The 17365-nt window shown below is 60.3% G+C and carries 13 protein-coding genes; 6 read left to right on the top strand and 7 right to left on the bottom strand.

The features are described 5' to 3' along the window. Nucleotides 1-45 precede the first annotated feature (45 nt). Entirely contained in the window at nt 46-2187 is a 2142-nt protein-coding gene (locus tag J5W70_RS00800; RefSeq protein ID WP_022397486.1) for a DNA gyrase/topoisomerase IV subunit A, read from the bottom strand. Between the two features lie 115 nt (nt 2188-2302). Further along, the gene (locus J5W70_RS00795; protein WP_022397485.1) at nt 2303-2683 is read right to left on the bottom strand and encodes a hypothetical protein; all 381 of its coding nucleotides are present in this window, start codon (nt 2681-2683) and stop codon (nt 2303-2305) included. A 374-nt stretch (nt 2684-3057) separates the two neighbouring features. Here J5W70_RS00795 and J5W70_RS00790 point away from each other — a divergent pair, with 374 nt between their 5' ends. After that, nucleotides 3058-5376 (top strand): hypothetical protein, encoded by a 2319-nt coding sequence (locus tag J5W70_RS00790; protein ID WP_022397484.1) that lies wholly within the window; start codon nt 3058-3060, stop codon nt 5374-5376. Between the two features lie 357 nt (nt 5377-5733). Here the strand turns inward: J5W70_RS00790 and J5W70_RS00785 are convergent, their stop codons facing one another. From J5W70_RS00785 to J5W70_RS00765, 5 genes are all read right to left on the bottom strand, one after another. Further along, on the bottom strand, nt 5734-6984 hold the full coding sequence (locus J5W70_RS00785) for a ferrous iron transporter B (RefSeq protein ID WP_022397483.1): 1251 nt from the start codon (nt 6982-6984) through the stop codon (nt 5734-5736). A 150-nt stretch (nt 6985-7134) separates the two neighbouring features. Further along, nucleotides 7135-7623, bottom strand: a complete 489-nt coding sequence (locus tag J5W70_RS00780; protein WP_022397482.1) for a hypothetical protein — start codon at nt 7621-7623, stop codon at nt 7135-7137. A gap of 19 nt (nt 7624-7642) precedes the next feature. Beyond that, entirely contained in the window at nt 7643-9220 is a 1578-nt protein-coding gene (locus tag J5W70_RS00775; protein ID WP_022397481.1) for a sulfatase family protein, read from the bottom strand. Between the two features lie 98 nt (nt 9221-9318). Further along, on the bottom strand, nt 9319-10593 hold the full coding sequence (locus J5W70_RS00770; RefSeq protein WP_022397480.1) for an AI-2E family transporter: 1275 nt from the start codon (nt 10591-10593) through the stop codon (nt 9319-9321). Nucleotides 10594-10628: 35 nt separating this feature from the next. After that, nucleotides 10629-11930: a PDZ domain-containing protein gene (locus J5W70_RS00765; RefSeq protein WP_022397479.1), complete on the bottom strand. Its 1302-nt coding sequence runs from the start codon at nt 11928-11930 to the stop codon at nt 10629-10631. A 141-nt stretch (nt 11931-12071) separates the two neighbouring features. On the opposite strand from J5W70_RS00765, the gene J5W70_RS00760 reads away from it, so the two are divergent. The 5 genes from J5W70_RS00760 to J5W70_RS00740 all read left to right on the top strand — a co-directional run bounded on the left by J5W70_RS00760 (nt 12072) and on the right by J5W70_RS00740 (nt 17260). Continuing rightward, nucleotides 12072-13358: a serpin family protein gene (locus J5W70_RS00760; RefSeq protein WP_215840608.1), complete on the top strand. Its 1287-nt coding sequence runs from the start codon at nt 12072-12074 to the stop codon at nt 13356-13358. 64 nt (nt 13359-13422) lie between these two features. Next, nucleotides 13423-13818 carry a Minf_1886 family protein gene (locus tag J5W70_RS00755; protein ID WP_022397477.1) on the top strand — a complete coding sequence of 132 codons (396 nt, stop codon included), beginning with the start codon at nt 13423-13425 and terminating at the stop codon, nt 13816-13818. 14 nt (nt 13819-13832) lie between these two features. Then, the gene (locus tag J5W70_RS00750; RefSeq protein WP_022397476.1) at nt 13833-14888 is read left to right on the top strand and encodes an agmatine deiminase family protein; all 1056 of its coding nucleotides are present in this window, start codon (nt 13833-13835) and stop codon (nt 14886-14888) included. Continuing rightward, nucleotides 14885-16477, top strand: coding sequence for an NAD(P)/FAD-dependent oxidoreductase (locus J5W70_RS00745; RefSeq protein ID WP_022397475.1), 1593 nt, complete (start codon nt 14885-14887; stop codon nt 16475-16477). The genes J5W70_RS00750 and J5W70_RS00745 overlap by 4 nt, the downstream gene beginning before the upstream one ends. A 177-nt stretch (nt 16478-16654) precedes the next feature. Beyond that, the gene (locus J5W70_RS00740) at nt 16655-17260 is read left to right on the top strand and encodes a hypothetical protein (protein ID WP_215841926.1); all 606 of its coding nucleotides are present in this window, start codon (nt 16655-16657) and stop codon (nt 17258-17260) included. Nucleotides 17261-17365: the final 105 nt, after the last annotated feature.

The raw sequence follows: 17365 nt of genomic DNA, 5'->3' as shown, positions 1-17365 counted from the left end.
GCCGAAAATGGGGTGGCAGGCATGGCGCGCCTCATTTTAACCGCTTCAGGAGTCAAACAGGGAGCCCTGCTCCAGTGCCGGTCCGGCAGGAGGTTCCTCCGGTCCGGGAGATGTTCCGGCCTGCGGCGTCTCCGTATCCGGAACGGACGTGTTTTCCGCCTGTTCCGTGGCAGCGGAAGGGGAGGGCGTTTCTTCCTCCGTTTCCTCGTCTCCGGTTTTCGCCGGGGGCATGATGCGGGAGACGCGCTCCACGGGATGTTTGGTAATGATGTTGCCTTGGACCCCGCGGTTTTTAATCCTCAGGTCCGCGAAGTGGAAGGGCCTGACCAGGTTGCGGAGTTTCAGCACGGCCTTCAGATAGACGTTCACGCTGATCTGGGAGCTGTTTTCCTCCGTTTCATGCACGGAGAAGTGGAAGATGCGCGTTCCCTTCGCGCCGCGGGTGAGCGGGTATTCCTTGTCCCTGGTGAAGCCGCCTATGCGGAAGCGCTTGGCGTACACGGGGCCGTCCCTTCCGTCCCGGTAGATCAGGTTGAACACGGGGTCATCATCCTTCTTGATGACGGAAATATAAAGGGGGTTCTTACCGGCGAAGAATTTGTCCTGAATCCGCACGATCTTGAGCACGCCCGCGCTGTCGATGACCAGCACGTCGTCCAGCGTGGAGCATTTGCAGACGGGGTTTCCCTTCTTGACGCCGTACCCGGCGAAGCCTTCTTCGTCAATATACAGCGTTTCATTGGCCACGGCCACCTGGGCGCGGTCCACGGAGCCGAAGGAGGAGATTTCCGTTTTCCTGGGATAGGCCGCGCCGTACTTCTTGCGCAGGGCTTCAAACCAGCGGATGGTGAATTTGGTGAGCTGGCTGAGGTTCTTCTGCGTCTGTTCAATGTCCGCTTCAAGCTGCCGGATGTGCTGGTCCGCCTTGAACGCGTCAAACTTGGAAATGCGCTTGATTTTAATTTCCGTCAGCCGCACCAGGTCGTCCCTGGTGATGGGCGCGCGCAGCTGGGCGGCAAACGGCTGCAATTCCCGGTCAATGGTGCCGAGCACTTCCTCCCACGTCTCGGAATCTTCAATGGAGAGGTAAATGCGGTTTTCAATGAAAATCTTTTCCAGGCTTGCCTGGTGCCATGCCTCGTTCAGTTCCTTGAGGCGTATTTCCTGTTCCTGGCGCAGGATTTCCCTGGTGGAGTCCGTGTTGTAGCGCAGGATGTCGCTCACGCACATGAACCGGGGCTTTTCCTCCACGATGACGCAGGCGTTCGGGGAGATGCTGACCTCGCAGGCGGAGAAGGCGAACAGGGCTTTCCTGGTCTGCTCCGGGTCCGCTCCGGCCGGGAGATGCACCAGGATGTCCACGTGCTGGGCCGTATTGTCCTCGATGCGGGCTATTTTGATCTTCCCCTTTTCCGCGGCGGAGACGATGGTATCAATCAGGATTTCCGTGGTGACTCCGAACGGAATTTCCGTGATGCGGAGAAGCTTCTTCGATTCCGTGAGGATGCGCGCCCGGATGCGGACGCGCCCTGTGCCGCGTTCCCCGTCCCGGTAGTTGGTGGCGTCCATCACGCCTCCGGTCGGGAAGTCCGGCAGAAGCTGGAAGGGCTGGCCGCGCAAGTGCGCGATGGAGGCTTCAATCAGTTCGTTGAAATTGTGGGGAAGAATTTTGCTGGAAAGGCCTACGGCAATGCCTTCCGCTCCCTGGGCGAGGAGCAGGGGGAATTTGACGGGAAGGCTGACCGGCTCCTTGTTCCTGCCGTCATAGGAAAGCTGCCATTCCGTGACCTTCGGGCTGAAGACGACCTCACGGGCGAAGGAGGTGAAGCGCGCTTCAATGTAGCGGGAGGCCGCCGCGGGATCCCCGGTCAGGATGTTGCCCCAGTTCCCCTGCGTGTCAATGAGCAGCCCTTTCTGTCCCAGCCCCACCAGCGCGTCCGCAATGGAGCGGTCGCCGTGCGGGTGGAATTTCATCGTGTCCCCCACGATGTTCGCCACTTTACTATAGCGCCCGTCGTCCAGCCGGTCCATGGCGTGCAGGATGCGGCGCTGCACGGGCTTGAACCCGTCATTGATCTTGGGTACGGCCCGTTCCAGGATGACGTACGAGGCGTAATCCAGAAAGTAGTCGGCATACATGCCTTCCACGGACTGGCTCGCGGGAGCAATGTGGGCGGGTTGAGTCACGGGCGCAAATATTAAAGGAATTGTTCCGGAGGGGCAAGTGCGATCTCCGGAAAGAAAATAACCGGCCTTCCGTTAAGGAAAGCCGGTTACCGGAAAAAGGAATGGCTAAACGCAATCAGGCCTGTTTGGCCGTAAGTCTGTTTTTGAGTTCCTCCGCTTCGGCGCGCAGGGTGTCGAGCTTGGTTGTCTGGGCTTCAAGGTCGGCGATTTCTTCCAGGACTGCTGCCAGGCGGCGCAGGTCCGCGGGCTGGGCCGCAGCGAGAGGCTGAGCTTTGGGAGCGGCTGTATTTTTGGTGCCGGGCTTGCGGCCGCGCTTGGCCTTGGTGGCCTTCATCCAGCTTGAAATGGTTACCGTGCTGATGCCGAAGCGTTCAGCGGCTTCCTTCTGGGCGCCTCTTTTGTTCTGAGTTTTCCGTTCAGCGATGAAGTCAAGAACGGATTGTTTTTCTTCAGGCGTATAGCGCCTCTTGTTTTTGGTGCTGTCGTTGGAGTTCATGATATTGACGAGTGGCTATTTGTTTAATCAAAGGTCCGTAGGGTAGCAAGCAAAAAGAGCAAGTATTTTGACATAATTTAAAAGACTGTTTAAATATAGGGGGCATATTGTTGACGTTCAGAGGTAATATGCTTATTTTATTCATGATTTTTATTATTTAAAATTTGAATTGTTTAACATTCCGTGCAAGGGCGCTTGCGGGATGTTTAAACGCTTTTTTATTTTCTGCGCCGCATGAAGTCTTTTTCCCTGAATTCCTTGTTGAATCAGGAGTTCCGGAGAATTTCGCGTCCCTTCGTCAGTCCGGATTTTGAGATTGCAGGAGCCGGAGGGATCGTGTAAAATCACCCCAATCTTCCAGCCATTTTATCATCATGACCGACCAGCCAGAAACCCCGTCTTCTCCAGAGGCTCCCAAATTACGCCGCCGCCTGGTAACGGCAGCCCCTGCGGCAGCGCCCAAAGTAAAGTTTGCTTCCCCCGCCGCGGAAGGCGTGGAAGTTGCCAAACCGCGTTTCCTCACTCCTGAATTGCAGGCCAAGCTGGCCCAGGAACAGGAGGAAGCCGCGCGCCGTGCCGCAGAACAGGCGGAGGCGGACAGGATTGCGGCGGAAAAGGCGGCAGCCGAGCAGGAGGCCGCCCGCATCGCTGCGGAAAAAGAGGCGGCCAGAATAGCCGCCGAGGAGGAAGCCGCCAGAATCAGGGCGGAGCAGGAGGCCGCGGAAGCCGCTCGCATTGCCGCGGAGAAGGAAGCGGCCCGTGTGGCGGCGGAAGAGGAAAGGGCCCGTCTTGCGGCGGAACAGGAGGAAAAGGAAGCTGCTTCCCAACCATTGCCCGGTCCGGCGGTGGATGCCCAGATTCAGGATGCCCTTGCCAAGGTGGCGGAGGCCCAGAAAGCCCTGGCGGACGCGCAGGCCGCTGCCCTGGCGCAGGCCGCCGGCGTGGCTCCCGCTGCCGTTCAGGCGCCTGAACCGGCTGCTCCGGCGTCTGCCGCGGCTTCCACAGGTTCCATTCCCAAATTGAAAGTTTTAAAGACTTCCCCGGCTCCTGCCCCGGCGGAGGAAGCTCCTGCCGCCGCCCCGGCGGAAAGCGCCGTGCCCCGGTTGAAGGTGCTGAAATCCCCTGCGGGGACCGCGCCCGTTCCTTCCGTGGCGTCTGCCGCGGCTTCCCAGCCCGTGGCTGCCGCATCCGTTTCTCCCACCGCCAGCGTTCCCCTCGCGGGCACGGGCGGCATCCAGCCGCCTGCCGGCACGGAAACCACCCGGGAAATGGTCGCCTCCGTGGATAAATCCAAATCCCTGCTGAGGGGCGTCATTTACGGGGTATGCGCCCTGGTGCTTGCCGCTGCCGGGGTAGGAATTTATGCTTGGCATACCAACAGCAAGAAAGACCAGGTGGAAGGGGAAAACGCGCGCCTGAATGCACTGGTGGTGGAAGGCGGCAAACTGGGCCGCAGCCGCCTGTTTGATTCCAAAAATCTCAGCCGCGTTCCGGACGTGAAGGTGGTGCCCAATGCGGAGGACGCCGCCCTGCTCCTAGCCAATGTGAGGGGAGCCAAGGGAAACCGGGAAAACTGGCCCGGCGCCGCCCACCTGGTTTCCATCATGGCCCAGATGGATGACAACATCGCACGCCAGGTGGTGGAAGACATGAAGAAAAACGTCGGCAGGTACAGCAAGGAGAAATACTCCATGATGGTGACGCTGCTGGCTAAATCTTCCAGCCCCGCCATGCGCGACATGCTGAAAGACCTGTACGCCTCCATCAGTGATAGCAAGAACAAGAAAATTCAGGACAAGCAGGCCGTGGTGCTCAAGTACATGCGCTTTGCCATGAAGCTGGACGACCTGGATGACGTCATGAAGATTCTCCAGCAGAAGGATGCTTCCCAGGACCTGGTTTCCTCCGCCTTCCGCACGGCCCGCTACCTGATTGACGAAGCCCCCCCGGCCAAGCGCATGGCGCTCTCTTCCAAGCTGCTCCAGTACCAGAAGAACATGCCGGAGGAAAACGTCAAGGTCCTCTACAAGCTGCTGGCCCGCACCGGCGATCCCAAGGTGCTGGACATGATGGAAAAGAGCTACAAGGAAGACCCCAAGAAGGCGCTCGCCATCATCACCGCCTGGGGGGACTGGAACACGGATGACGCCGTTCCGTACCTGTTCAAGGCGTGGAAGGATGAATCCCTGCATGAACGCGTGCGTTCCCAGGCCCATGATTCCATTCTCCGCGTGCTCTCCGTGGACCGTGACCGGGATGACAACGCCACGCTCAAGCTGTTCGAGCCCCTGATAGCGGACGCCAAGACGAGCGAACGCCGCCAGTTCCTGGTTTCCGCCTTCAAGAGGCTCAGCAACCGCCCCTATGTGATCCGCCTGCTGGGCCGCATCAAGCAGACGGCGGAAGACCACAGGAATGTGGTGGAACCCAAGTTCCAGGCCGCAGAGGAAGCCCTGTTCAAGGCGGAGGACAAATTCAAGGCCAACCCGAACGATGCCGCCGCCAAGGCTGATTATGAAGCCAAGGAAAAAATCTATAATGAGCTGGCCAGCCAGAAAACAGGGGAAGACAAGGTAATTACGGCGGTGGACAAGGCCCTGGAAAAGGTCAGGAAGACGCCTGTGCCCACCAGGAAGGCCGCTTCCTCCGATGACAGGGAGGAGGACGAATCTTCCGTCATCAAGACGATTTAAACGGCTTCATTAGCCGTATTCGGAACCGGAGGGAGGACATCCCTCCGGTTTTTGTATGTAAGGGAATTCCCTTCGCTGCCGGAAACGAGGTTTCCTTGTTCCCGGTACACGATGGGCTCCTCCCTGGGAACAAGTGGCTCCTGCTCCTTGCCAGCGGTGGCAAAAAACGGAAGAAGGAAAGCTCTCTTCCGTTGACTGTGGAGCCAGACCGAATCCGAAGGCCGGATGGCCTTCGCTCCCAGGAGGGGGCCAGTAGCGTTGCCGGGAAGGGACGAACTTTTCAGGGAGTATGGCATTTCCCCGCCATTCCGGCCTGCCGGAAATATTTCCTGCCGCCGTTTTTTCCGCATCCGGCTCTTACAGGAACAGTCCTGTCTGGTACACCAGCGTAGCTGTCAGAAACCCCAGCAGGGTCAATCCACCGAATTGCGCCAGAGCAAACCACCAGGTGCCAGCTTCCCGTTTGGCGACGGTGACGGTGCCGATGCAGGGGAGGGCGATCAGGCAGAACATCATGATGCTGATGCCCTGGAGGGGGGTGTAGCTGGCTTTAAGGCGGGCGTTCAGGGTCTGCTGGGCTGCCGGGCCGGAGTCCCCGTCCTGCACCGCATAGAGAATGCCCATCTGGGTGACGAAGATTTCCTTGGCCGCAAAAGCGCCCAGAAGAGCGGAATTGATCTTCCAGTCAAATCCGGCCACTTGCGTGACGGGTTCCATCCAGTGGCCTATTTGTCCGGCGTAGGAATGTTCCATGGCCGCTGCCGCATTCGGCGCGGTTCCTTCCTCCGGCCTGGGGTAGGTGTTCAGGAACCACAGGATGATGGAGGCCCCCAGAATGAAGGTTCCCGCCTTCCGGACGTACATGAAGGCCCGCGACCACATCAGGGCGCCCACCTTCCGCAGGGAGGGGAGGCGCAGGCGCTTCATGTGGTGGAGAGAGTCCCTCTGGGCGGTCTTGAAGAGCGTGTTTTTCAGGAGCCGGGCGCAGCACAGGGCCAGAAGGACGCCGCTGGCGTAAATCCCGAACAATACGGTGGCCTGCAGGCGGGAGGGAAACAGGGCGGAGACGAACATCATGTAAATCGGCAGGCGACCCGCGCAGCTCATCATGGGCAGGACGGCGATGGTGACCAGGCGGTCGTTGCGCGCTTCAATCCTCCGGGTGGACAGGATGGCGGGAACCGAGCAGCCGAAGCCCAGCAGGAGGGGGGCAAAGCTGCTGCCGTTCAGGCCCATGATTTTCATGATGCGGCTCATGAGGCGGGAGACCCGCATCATGTATCCGCTGTTTTCCAGCAGGGTGATGGCTCCGAAGAGCAGCACCACGTTGGGAAGAAAGGCCAGCACGCCGCCTACGCCGCCCACCACGCCTTCCCCCAGCAGGGATTGCAGGCGGGGCCACGGTTCCAGCATGCGGCAGGCCCAGATGCTGAACATCTGCGTGCCTGTCTGGATGAGCCTGACCAGAGGGTCGCCGATGGCGAAGCTCAGGAAGAAAATGATGTAAACGATGCACAGGAAGATAAGGGAACCCCATATCCTGTGCATCAGGACGGCGTCCAGCCTGGTTCTCCACCTGTTGTCCTGCGCCTCTGCCTCCCGTTCCATAAATTACCGGGGAGTAACTTAGAACCTGCGAATTTGACAGGCAAGCTTAAAATCCCGGATTTGCGGGAAGGCGGCCGGGCCGTTTGGCCGGCTTTGAGCCGGTGCCTGTTCCGGATTGTTTCCCAGGGAACAGCGGAAGCCCGGCTTCTGCTAGCGGCGCATGGCCGCAAGCCCCTGAATGAACAGAATGGCCGCCGTGCAGCCGAAGACCATGGAGGGCAGGCACTGGAGCATATATAGCGGGTCCGTGGAGTCGTTCCCGTAAGAGGGGAAGATGAAAGCCATGACCAGTGCAATCAGGGCCAGGCCCCATGCCAGCCAGGACACGGCGGGGACGGCAGTGCCGGAGCCAGCGGCAGTGAGCCGGGAGCGGCTTGCTTCCCTGGGGTCGCGCCCATCCGCGTCCCGTCCGGAAGAAGCCGGCTGCTTTTTCTTGACGGGGGGCAGGGATGCCGGTGTTTTTACGGCGTTTTCCGGTTTCTGCCCGGAGGGGGAAGAGGGGGCTTCCCCAAAGGGAAGCCCCGTTTTAACGTGAATCAGTACGCCGCACGCCGTGCAGTGCATGCCGGCTTTTTCATCCAGCCCGGCCGGGTAGGTATACCCGTGCCCGCACAGGGAGCATGTGGCGGATTCTCTCATGATTCAGGCTGAATGGGTGTTAGTCGTCCAGCGGAAGGAGGTCCGCCCTGTCGGCCTTGGTTTCCGGCCTTTGGCGGATTTCCTGGAGCTTGGCTTTCATCTGCTCGCAGATGTCCGGATGCTGGGCTGCTACGTTGTTGAGTTCCTTCGGGTCCTTTTCCAGGTCGAACAGGCTGCCGCCTTCCGGGGACTTGGTCATTTTCGCTCCCAGTCCGTTGATCCCGTCGCGGATGGCTACGCCGGCGGGAATGAACTTCCACTTGCCGTGGCGGATAGCCAGAGCCTTGCCGGTGCTGTTGATGACGTGGTAGTCGCGTCCCTTGGCGGATTTGCCCAGGAGGGCGGGGATCACGTTTTCAGAGTCGCGGAAGGAATTGGCCTTGCCGGGTTCCAGAAGCTGTTCCAGGGAGGCGGCCAGGTCCATTTGGTTGAACAGGGCCTTGCTCGTCGCTCCGGGTTTGACTACTCCGGGCCATTTGACGATGAACGGAATGCGGGAGCCACCTTCCAGAATGCTGTATTTGCCGGCGCGGAAGGGGCCTGCCGGGGAGTGGGTGGCGTTGTCCCGGACGGCAAAATCCTTGTAGCCGTCGTCCAGCACGGGGCCGTTGTCGCTGGAGAAGATCACCAGGGTGTCCTTTTCCAGTCCGGCTTTTTGTAGGGCTTCCGTGATGCGGCGGACGCAGTCGTCCAGTTCCACGGTAACGTCCCCCCGCACGCCATGCTGGCTCTTGCCCACAAAGCGTTTTTCCGGGCAGCGCGGCACGTGGATGTCATGCGTGGCGAACATCAGGAAGAACGGTTCCTTGGCCTTGGCGCTCTTCTGGATGTATTCAATGGCCTTGTTCGTGATCACATCCGCGTTTTCCTCATCCTTCCACAGGGCGCTCTTGCCGCCCTTCATGAAGCCGATGCGGCCGATGCCGTTGATGATGGCCTGGTTGTGCCCGTGGCTCCACATGAGTTTGAGCTGGTCCTTGTTGTCCTTCCCGTTCGGAAGACCGGGGAAGTTGTGCTGGTAGGACACTTCAATGGGGTCGTTCGGGTCCAGGTTGCGGACGTTGCCGTTTTCCAGAATCACGCAGGGAACGCGGTCGCCCGTGGCGGCGAAGATGAAGCTTTCATCAAAGCCGATTTCGTTAGGGCTGGGGGCGATGTGCTTGTTCCAGTCAATCTTCTTTCCCCTTTCCCCCAGGCCCAGGTGCCACTTGCCCACCATGTAGGTTTTATAGCCGTGGGATTGGAGCATCTTGGGCAGCGTGGGCTTCTTGGTGTCAATAATCAGGGCGGCGTCCCCCGGCAGAATGCCCGTGCCTTCCTTGCGCCAGGGATATTCCCCGGTGAACAGGGCATAGCGGGAGGGAGTGCAGACGGAGGTGGTGGAATAGGCGTCCGTAAAGCGGACGCCCTGCTTGGCAAGCTTGTCAATGGAAGGGGTGGGAATCCCCTTGGCTCCATAACAGCCTACGTCTCCATAGCCGAGGTCGTCAGCGTAAATCATGACGATGGCTTTGGGCGGCTTGACCTGGGGCGTGGTGGCGGCCGGGCAGGCCGCCGCCGCCAGGGCAAGCATCAGGTGTAATGCGGGTTTGTTCATGTTGTCAGGTGTGTGTGTTGTTGCGGTTGATCAAAAGATGGTTGGAAAAATGCCGGGATTCTGCCGGGGGAAGGGCCGCGCGGTCTTGGCTGGCGCTTTTAATGAGGCTCCTCCGGCGGCGGCAGGGGCTCCGTCATGGGGCGCATGCTGGCATTCTGCCAGATGTAACGCTTGTAGAGAACCTTGATAGCGGCCGTCAGCGGGACGGCCAGCAGCGCGCCGATCAGGCCGCCCAGGATAAGCGTCCAGATCAGCACGGAGAACATGACCGTGAGCGGATGAAGCTCCACGGAATCCCCCACGATTTTCGGCTGGATGACCCATCCGTCAAACTGGTTGACGGCCAGGAAGATGCCGGAAACGATCAGCACGTGCTGGAAGTCTCCCCACGTAAACCAGGCCAGCAGGACGGCGGGAATGAAGGCGGTGATGATGCCCAGGTAGGGCACGATGCCCAGCACGCAGACCGCCGCGCCGATGGTGACGGCGTACGGCAGGCCGAGCAGTTTCAGGCAGATGGCGATCAGGATGCCTTCAATGATGCTCACCAGCATCTGGCCGCGGAAGAAGGAAATCAGGTATCCGTTGATTTCCTCCATGGTGTCCACCACGTCCTTTCTGAATTTGGAGGCCTTCAGCGGCAGGATGCTGGGCCATTTTTCCCTGATCTTATCCGCTTCCAGCAGAAAATAAAAGGCGAAAATGGGCGTGATCAGGATGCTCACCATGATGCCTATGGTGCTGTACAGGGCCCTTCCGCCGGAAGTGAGCCAGCTCATCAGCTTGTCCTGGTAAAAGGAGGAATTGATGGTCATGTACGCCCCCAGTTTTTCCCGGGCGGTCCGGGCGTTTCTCAGGTCGTGGACCTCCGCGTCCGTATAATGGCCGGTATTCAGTTCCCGCAGGCTGGTGCTGTAAACGCTGTCAATGGTGCGGGAGATGAAGGGAATTTCAATGGTGGAGTCAATCAGCTCGGAGGTCTTGTCCCAGAGCTCCATCCGGTTGTCAATCAGCTCATCCGTCTGCCGGATCAGGGGAGGGAGGATAGTGGCGCCGAAGCCCACCAGGACGGCCAGAGCCGCGAACATGACCGTGACCACAGCCCAGGGGCGGGAGAATCTGAAGTGCACCAGCCAGGAGACGATGGGTTCCAGCAGGTAGGCCACCACGGCGGCAATCAGGATGGGCAGGAGCACCGGTTCCAGAAAGCCCAGGAGTTTCACCACTTCAAAGATGACGAAGGCCGCGATGCACAGCATCACCAGGATGGCGACGCCCGTCAGGGCGTACCAGCAGGTCTTTTTCTGGAAGGGTGAGGGAATGCGGCAGTCGCCGGCGGCTTCCTGTGAATCCTGTTGCTGTGCGTCGTTCATGCCGGTGGTAGAGAGATGGCTGGATAGGGGCTGGCTCAGGCCGCGGGGGTCTTGTCCGTTTTCCCGTCAGGCGCGGGGGCGGCCTCCTCCGGAGTTTCCGTCGCGGCGGGCGCGGGCTGCTGGTCTCCCGCGGCATCCTGGGGCTGTTCCTTTTCCTCCTGCTGCTTGACGTGGTTTTCAAACTCCTGCTCCGTAATGGCCTGGGGCGTGGGGTAATAATCCCCGGCAGGGGGCGCGGCCGGAACTTCCCAGTGAATGCGCACCAGTCTGTTCCTGCGCTGGACCACAACGCTTGCCTGTGCCCCCCGCTGGGTGGTGACATATTCTACGAGGTCCGGATACGGATTCTTTCTCCCATTGATGGAAATGAGCACGTCCCCCGTTCTGAGGCCGGCGTCCCACGCGGGCGACCATTCGGCCACGTAAGCCTTCATGGGGCCGTTCCCGTTGCGGTCCTGGATGAAGGTGCCCCCCATCAGGTTGAAGGAGGAGGGCGCGGGCATCCGGTGGCTGGTGGAGCTGAAATAAAGGGCGTTCCCCGGGCCGTCCAGCCAGAACTGGCGCGCGGCCAGCGCGCCGTAGCCCAGGATGATGTCGATGTCGTCGGGAATGCCCATCACTTCCGGATTGGCGAAGCTTTCACAGAGCAGGATGTTCTTCAATTCCAGGGGGCCGAGCTGGAAGGAGCTCACGTGCATGCATTCATGGGCGTAAAAGCCGCCCGCGGCGGGGCTGTAGCCGGAATAAACGCTGACGAACGCGTCCGGGTAGGCCTGCTTGATGGCGTTCCAGCGTTTCTTGGAGATGTAGACGGCATGGGGCGCGCCCGTATCCAGAATGATGCGCCGGCCGTGCTTGTCCGCAATCTGCGGGTAGTCGGAACCGGGTATCAGGGAAAGCTTGTGCCAGCTCCGTATTTTGGAGGGCAGTTTGTTGAAAAAGCGGTGGGAGCGTTTGGGATAGTTGATGTTCCACACGTACTTCCGGATGCACTCCCAGCCCAGCAGTCCGTCATACGGCGCCTGGTCCACCATCACCACGTCCTGCTTCCGGGAAATGGGTTCTCCGTCATCCTTCAGGGAAACGGGCACATTGGCCGTGCGCATGGCGCCCCTGCCGCGCAGGCGGGCGCCGATGGATTCCACCGCGGGGGAGAAAAGCAGGGACGTCTGGACCGCTCCCGTGTCCACCCCCATCATCAATTGCGTTCCGGAGCTCCACGCCAGGGCCACGGGGGTGCCGTCCAGCGGGTTGGCCGCGTCAATGGGCGGAGAACTGCTGTCCTGGATAGGCCGGTGCGATACGCAGGAAACGCACAGCATGGTTGCCAGAAGCATGATGGAGGGACGAAACATAAAGCATTCCATTCATAACAAACGGACCAGAGGCTGGCAAGGTTTCCTTCCTGCTTATGGAGCTTTTTGGCGGCATCAGTCCGTAAAACTTGCCACGATGTATCTATCTGATAAGGTAGAAGCATGATATTCAGGACTTTGGCATATTTGTTTCTTCTGGGCTCCGTGTCATGGGCGGATATTCCGCCTGCTCCGTCTCCCGGTGTTTCCGCTCCTCCGGAGCTGCGCCTGTTCCGGGCATGCATGGAGAAAAGCGGCGGCAGTGTCATGATTTCCCCTTTTTCCCTGTATGAAGTTCTCCGTTACATGCTTCCGGGAGCGGCGGGGGAAACGGAGAAGCAGATGGCGGCCGTATTGCCCGGAGACGGAAAAATCAGGAGGGACTGGACTTTTCTGTCTGGTGATTTTTCGCGCTCGCTGCGCTGTTATTCCGCCAACCGCATTTTTGCAGACCGGTCCGTGGAGTTGAAAGACGCCTATAAAAAGGCCGTGGGGCCGGATGCCGTGGCTCAGGCGCCCTTCCGGGAAAACATGGCGGAAGCCGTGCGGCAGGTGAACGCCTGGGCGGCAACGAATACGGGAAACCGCATCAGGAATCTTCTGAATCCGCAGCGGATGAGTGACCGGACGGTGCTTGTACTGGTGAACGCCATGTATTTGAGGGCGTTCTGGGACAGTAAATTTGAAGGGCGGGACACCGCGCTGCGGACCTTTGTCCGGGAGGACGGCGCTGCCTGCCAGGTGCCCATGATGAAGCAGCAGGTATTCACGGAGGGAAGGTCATGGCCCCGGCAGGGAGGAATGTATTATGAAAAGGACGGCGTGCGGGGGGCAAGCCTGTTTTTTACGGGAGGGAAGGGCGCGCCAGTTTTCATGGCCGTTCTTCCTCCGGAGGGGAGGAAGATGAAGCAATTCATTGACGGGATGACCGCAGAGGACTGGAACGGCATCCTGTCCTCCCTGTCCGCCCGGGATGCCGCGGAAGAAACGCGGAAGCCCGGCGGAAAGCCCCTGGAGCAATATTCCAGATACCATCTGCGGCTGCCGCGTTTCTCCCAGTCTTCCCCCACGCTTTCCCTGAAAAAGGCTCTGGAGGCGCTGGGAATGGAGGACGCGTTTACCGGCCGCGCCGATTTTTCACGGATGGGGAGCTGCGCGCCGGAGCCGTTGAAAATCCATGGCGTGTACCAGAAATGCGCGGTCAGAGTGCGGGAGGAAGGGCTGGATGCGTCCGCTTCCACTGCCGGAGAGATGGATCCATTTGCCGGCGCTCCTCCCCGCGGCAGGGGGCCGGAGATCGAATTCAACCGTCCTTTCCTGTGGCTCATTTACAGCCCGGAGGACCGGGCCGTGCTGTTCATGGGAACTTATGAAGGGCCGGAATGCGGGAAAAAGGAAGGAAAGCCGTGAAGTTTGCGCGCTCCCAAAAATCTTGATTTTCACAGGGGCCCGTATAGGGTAGGGGTGAGCCGTTATGACCACCCCTACGTTTGAAGATGCCGTGAGCCGCATTGTGCGGAAGGATCCCCGTTTTGCGGAACGGGCGTATTCCTTTCTGAAAGATGCGCTGGATTTCACCATGCAGCGCATTGAAGAGCAGGAAAACGGCTCCCAGCGGCATGTCAGCGGGCAGGAATTGCTGGAAGGCTTCCGGGATTACGCCCTCGCCCAGTTCGGCCCCATGGCCTCCACCGTATTAAAGGAATGGGGGCTGAGAAACGGGAAAAATGTGGGAGAGATGGTTTTCCTGCTGATTGAGGAGGATGTGTTTTCCAAGCAGCCGGAGGATTCCCTGGACGATTTCAAGGGGTTCATGAGTTTCCGCAAGGCCTTTGAAGAGCCTTACGAATTCCAGGAGCAGCCCAGTTGACCCCCCGTACCGCCATGAGCAAGGAACCCGATGTACGCTGGCCCGCTGAATGGGAACCGCAGGACGCCGTCTGGCTCTCCTGGCCCCACCGCAGGGATTTGTGGCAGGGCGGCCTGGATGAATTGCAGCAGACCTACGGGAGCGTGGCCGCCGCCATTGCCCCGCATGCCCGCGTGTGCGTGAATGCCGCGGAACCCCTTCATCCGGGCATCAGGCAGGCGATGCAGGCCGCCGGGGTGCGGGAGGACCAGTACCGCCTGTTCAACCATCCGGCCAACGATGTCTGGTGCCGGGACCACGGCCCCGTCTTCGTGCAGGACGTGGAGGACGGCTCCCTGATGCTGGCGGACTGGCAATTTAACGCCTGGGGCGGCAAATTTGCTCCGTGGGACCTGGACAACGGCATTCCCTCCCTGATCGGCGCTTCCCTGGGGCTTCCCGTGCGCAGCTCCTCCATGGTTCTGGAAGGGGGCGCGATTGAAGGCAACGGGGACGGCCTGCTGGTGACGACGGAATCCGTGCTGCTGAATCCCAACCGCAACCCGGAATGGAGCCGCGCCATGATTGAGGAGGAATTGCGGCGCATGCTGGGCGCCAGGTCCATTTTCTGGCTCGGTTCCGGCATTGAGGGTGATGATACGGACGGGCACATTGACGACATGGTGCGCTTTGTGTGCCGGGATGCCGTGGTCTCCATTGTGGAGACGGACTCATCCTCCCCCCATTACCGCGCCCTGGCGGAAAATAATGAACGCCTGCAGGATTTGAGGGGCGTGGACGGTTCCGGCGTGGAGGTGATTCCCCTCCCGATGCCGGACCCCCTCCATGCGGAGGACTGGCGGCTGGACCAGCTCCCGGCCAGTTACGCCAATTTCCTCATCGTGAATGAAGCCGTCATCGTTCCCGTGTTCAACCAGCCCCGGAATGACGACCGCGCCCTGGGCATTCTGCGGGAATGCTTCAGCGGAAAACAGGTAGTCGGCGTGGACGCCCGCAAGCTGGTGCTGGAAGGCGGAGCCATCCACTGCATCACGCAGCAGCAGCCTGGGCCGAGGAAGGAGGCCCCATGAACGGAGGGGAAGGCGTAACGGTGGATGTGATTCTGCCGATGGAGAAGGCCGGCGACGACCGCGCGCGCCGCGCCGCCGTGGCGGAAAAGCTGGGCATTTCCCCCTCCCGCATCAGGGAATTGCGGCTGGTGAAGGAATCCATTGACTCCCGGCAGAAAAACATTTTGTTCCAGCTTCGTCTGCTGGCGGGGGTGGATGGCCCTCTGCCTCCGGAAGAACCTCTTTCCCGGGACTATCCTCCCGTCAGGCCCGGCGCCCCGGTGGCGCTGATTGTGGGATTCGGACCTGCCGGAATGTTCGCCGCGCTCCGCTGCCTGGAGCTGGGGATGAAACCCGTGGTTCTGGAACGGGGGAAGGACGTCTCCTCCCGCCGGTTTGACCTGGCCCCCATCCTGCGGCAGGGCACCGTGATGGAGGATTCCAATTACTGCTTTGGGGAAGGCGGCGCGGGAACGTTCTCGGACGGCAAGCTGTTTACGCGCGCGACCAAGCGCGGCCCCGTGCGGGAGGTTTATGAAATTTTCGTGGCCCACGGCGCGCCGCGGGAAATCCTGACGGACGCCCATCCGCACATCGGCTCCAACCTGCTGCCCAGCGTCGTGAAAGCCATCCGGGAATCCATCCTGAGCGCGGGCGGGGAAATCCATTTCAACGCGCGGGTGGAGCATTTGCTCCGTTCCGCGGACGGCCGCCGCATACGCGGCGCGGTCTGTGCGGATGGCCGGGAATTTGCGGCGGACGCCGTTCTGCTGGCTACCGGGCACAGCGCGCGGGACGTGTACCGCATGATGCTGGCGGAGGGGCTGGCCCTGGAACAGAAGCCCTTTGCCGTGGGCGTGCGCATTGAACATCCCCAGGCGTTCGTGGATGCCCGCCAGTACCATCTGCGCCCGGACCGGAAACGCCCGGAACAGCTTCCGGCGGCGCGCTATTCCGTGACGACCACCATTCGGGACCGCGGCGTCCACTCCTTCTGCATGTGCCCCGGAGGCTTCATTGTTCCCGCCGCTACGGAAAATGACGAGGTGGTGGTCAACGGCATGTCCCTGGCCCGGCGGGATTCCCCGTTTGCCAACGCCGGCTTTGTGGTCAGCGTGCATCCGGAAGATACGGAATCCTTCCGCAGGGAGCACGGCGTGCTGGCGGGTGTGGCGTACCAGAAGGCGCTGGAGACCGCTTCCAGCCGCGCCGGCGGAGGCATGCAGAAGGCCCCGGCCCAGAAAGTGGAGGATTTCCTGAACGGGCGCGTTTCCTCCTCCCTGCTTCCCACCAGCTACCACCCCGGCATTACATCCCACCCCCTGCATGAACTGCTTCCGGGGGAAATCGTCTGGCGCATGCGGGAAGGGCTGCGGCAGTTTGACCATAAATGGCGCGGTTTTGCCGGGGCCTCCGCCCAGCTCATCGGCTGCGAGACGCGCACCAGTTCCCCCGTGCGCATTCCGCGGGACCCCGCCACGCTGGAGCATCCCGGGCTGGAAGGGCTGTATCCCTGCGGGGAAGGGGCCGGGTATGCCGGCGGCATTGTTTCCGCCGCCCTGGACGGCCGCCGCTGCGCGGAGGCCATGGCGCGGCAGATGTCCCGTTGAGGGATGCGGCGCTCCGTGAATCCCTTTTCAAGCTTTGCCGTGCAAATTCCGGCATTCCCGCCGTTGGCCTTGTAAAAACAGCCTTTCGTTCCGGAAATGATTGGGGCGTGCAAGACGGTAGGGAAGCGGCTGGAGGAACGGTATTGCCGGAATGCATGTTTGTGGTATGGTGTCTTCATGGGTAAGATGGTTCGTTTTCTGATCGTTTTAAGTTTATCGGAAATGGCGGCCGCCCAGGATATTGCTCCTCCCGCCGTGCCGGACTTGAACCGGGATACGGAGGAAGGAAGGGTGCGGGAAAGGAATCGTAAAGAAATTCGGAGCTTTCTTGCCCAGTTGTGCCTTGTCCGGAACCTTCCTTCCTTTGAAGTAATAATCAGAGGCGGCAACGGACTGGCTACGGAATTTTATCAGGTAATCCTGGAGGAATTCCCGGAAAATGCCCTGAAACGCTGTCCTGCGGATTTTCAGGAACTGGTCGTTGTAAAAAAGAGCAAGATACAGGAATTCCTGGACGGGCTTGAAAAGAATATTGTCTGGCCTTACGTGGCGGATGAAGAAGTGGCCGCCTTGCTGTTCAAGTACGGCTTGAAGGATGAAGAGGAACGGATTGCACGCTGGGTAACTTCCAGGCTGGGTTTCAGGAAAAGTGACACCCCCGCGTTTAAAGCCCGGCGCATCCGTGAACTGAAAGAGGAGATGGAGGCCGGGAAAGTCGTGGTTCCCGAAAATATTGGCGAGGCTGAGGAAATGGAGGACGGGGAGGTGATGGAAGATGTTTGAGAAGAAAGCCGTTATCTTCCGTTTTACCTCCTGCCCGGTGGCGGAATCTGCCCCTGGTGGAGCGAACGTGCGGAAAGCCGTGGAAGGGATGGATTGCTTTCCGCG

This window comes from Akkermansia massiliensis (genome assembly GCF_018847375.1).
GTDB classification, from domain to species: Bacteria; Verrucomicrobiota; Verrucomicrobiia; order Verrucomicrobiales; family Akkermansiaceae; genus Akkermansia; species Akkermansia massiliensis.
The sequence above is the reverse complement of the archived record's forward strand: the minus strand, read 5'-3'. Positions and strand labels throughout refer to the sequence as shown.

Bases quoted from the DNA above. Each gene is read 5' to 3' on its own strand.
- J5W70_RS00755 (WP_022397477.1), top strand. From the start codon at position 13,423: ATGACCACCCCTACGTTTGAAGATGCCGTGAGCCGCATTGTGCGGAAG.
- J5W70_RS00780 (WP_022397482.1), bottom strand. From the start codon at position 7,623: ATGAGAGAATCCGCCACATGCTCCCTGTGCGGGCACGGGTATACCTAC.
- J5W70_RS00775 (WP_022397481.1), bottom strand. From the start codon at position 9,220: ATGAACAAACCCGCATTACACCTGATGCTTGCCCTGGCGGCGGCGGCC.
- J5W70_RS00785 (WP_022397483.1), bottom strand. From the start codon at position 6,984: ATGGAACGGGAGGCAGAGGCGCAGGACAACAGGTGGAGAACCAGGCTG.
- J5W70_RS00750 (WP_022397476.1), top strand. From the start codon at position 13,833: ATGAGCAAGGAACCCGATGTACGCTGGCCCGCTGAATGGGAACCGCAG.
- J5W70_RS00740 (WP_215841926.1), top strand. From the start codon at position 16,655: ATGGGTAAGATGGTTCGTTTTCTGATCGTTTTAAGTTTATCGGAAATG.
- J5W70_RS00770 (WP_022397480.1), bottom strand. From the start codon at position 10,593: ATGAACGACGCACAGCAACAGGATTCACAGGAAGCCGCCGGCGACTGC.
- J5W70_RS00795 (WP_022397485.1), bottom strand. From the start codon at position 2,683: ATGAACTCCAACGACAGCACCAAAAACAAGAGGCGCTATACGCCTGAA.
- J5W70_RS00790 (WP_022397484.1), top strand. From the start codon at position 3,058: ATGACCGACCAGCCAGAAACCCCGTCTTCTCCAGAGGCTCCCAAATTA.
- J5W70_RS00745 (WP_022397475.1), top strand. From the start codon at position 14,885: ATGAACGGAGGGGAAGGCGTAACGGTGGATGTGATTCTGCCGATGGAG.
- J5W70_RS00760 (WP_215840608.1), top strand. From the start codon at position 12,072: ATGATATTCAGGACTTTGGCATATTTGTTTCTTCTGGGCTCCGTGTCA.
- J5W70_RS00765 (WP_022397479.1), bottom strand. From the start codon at position 11,930: ATGCTTCTGGCAACCATGCTGTGCGTTTCCTGCGTATCGCACCGGCCT.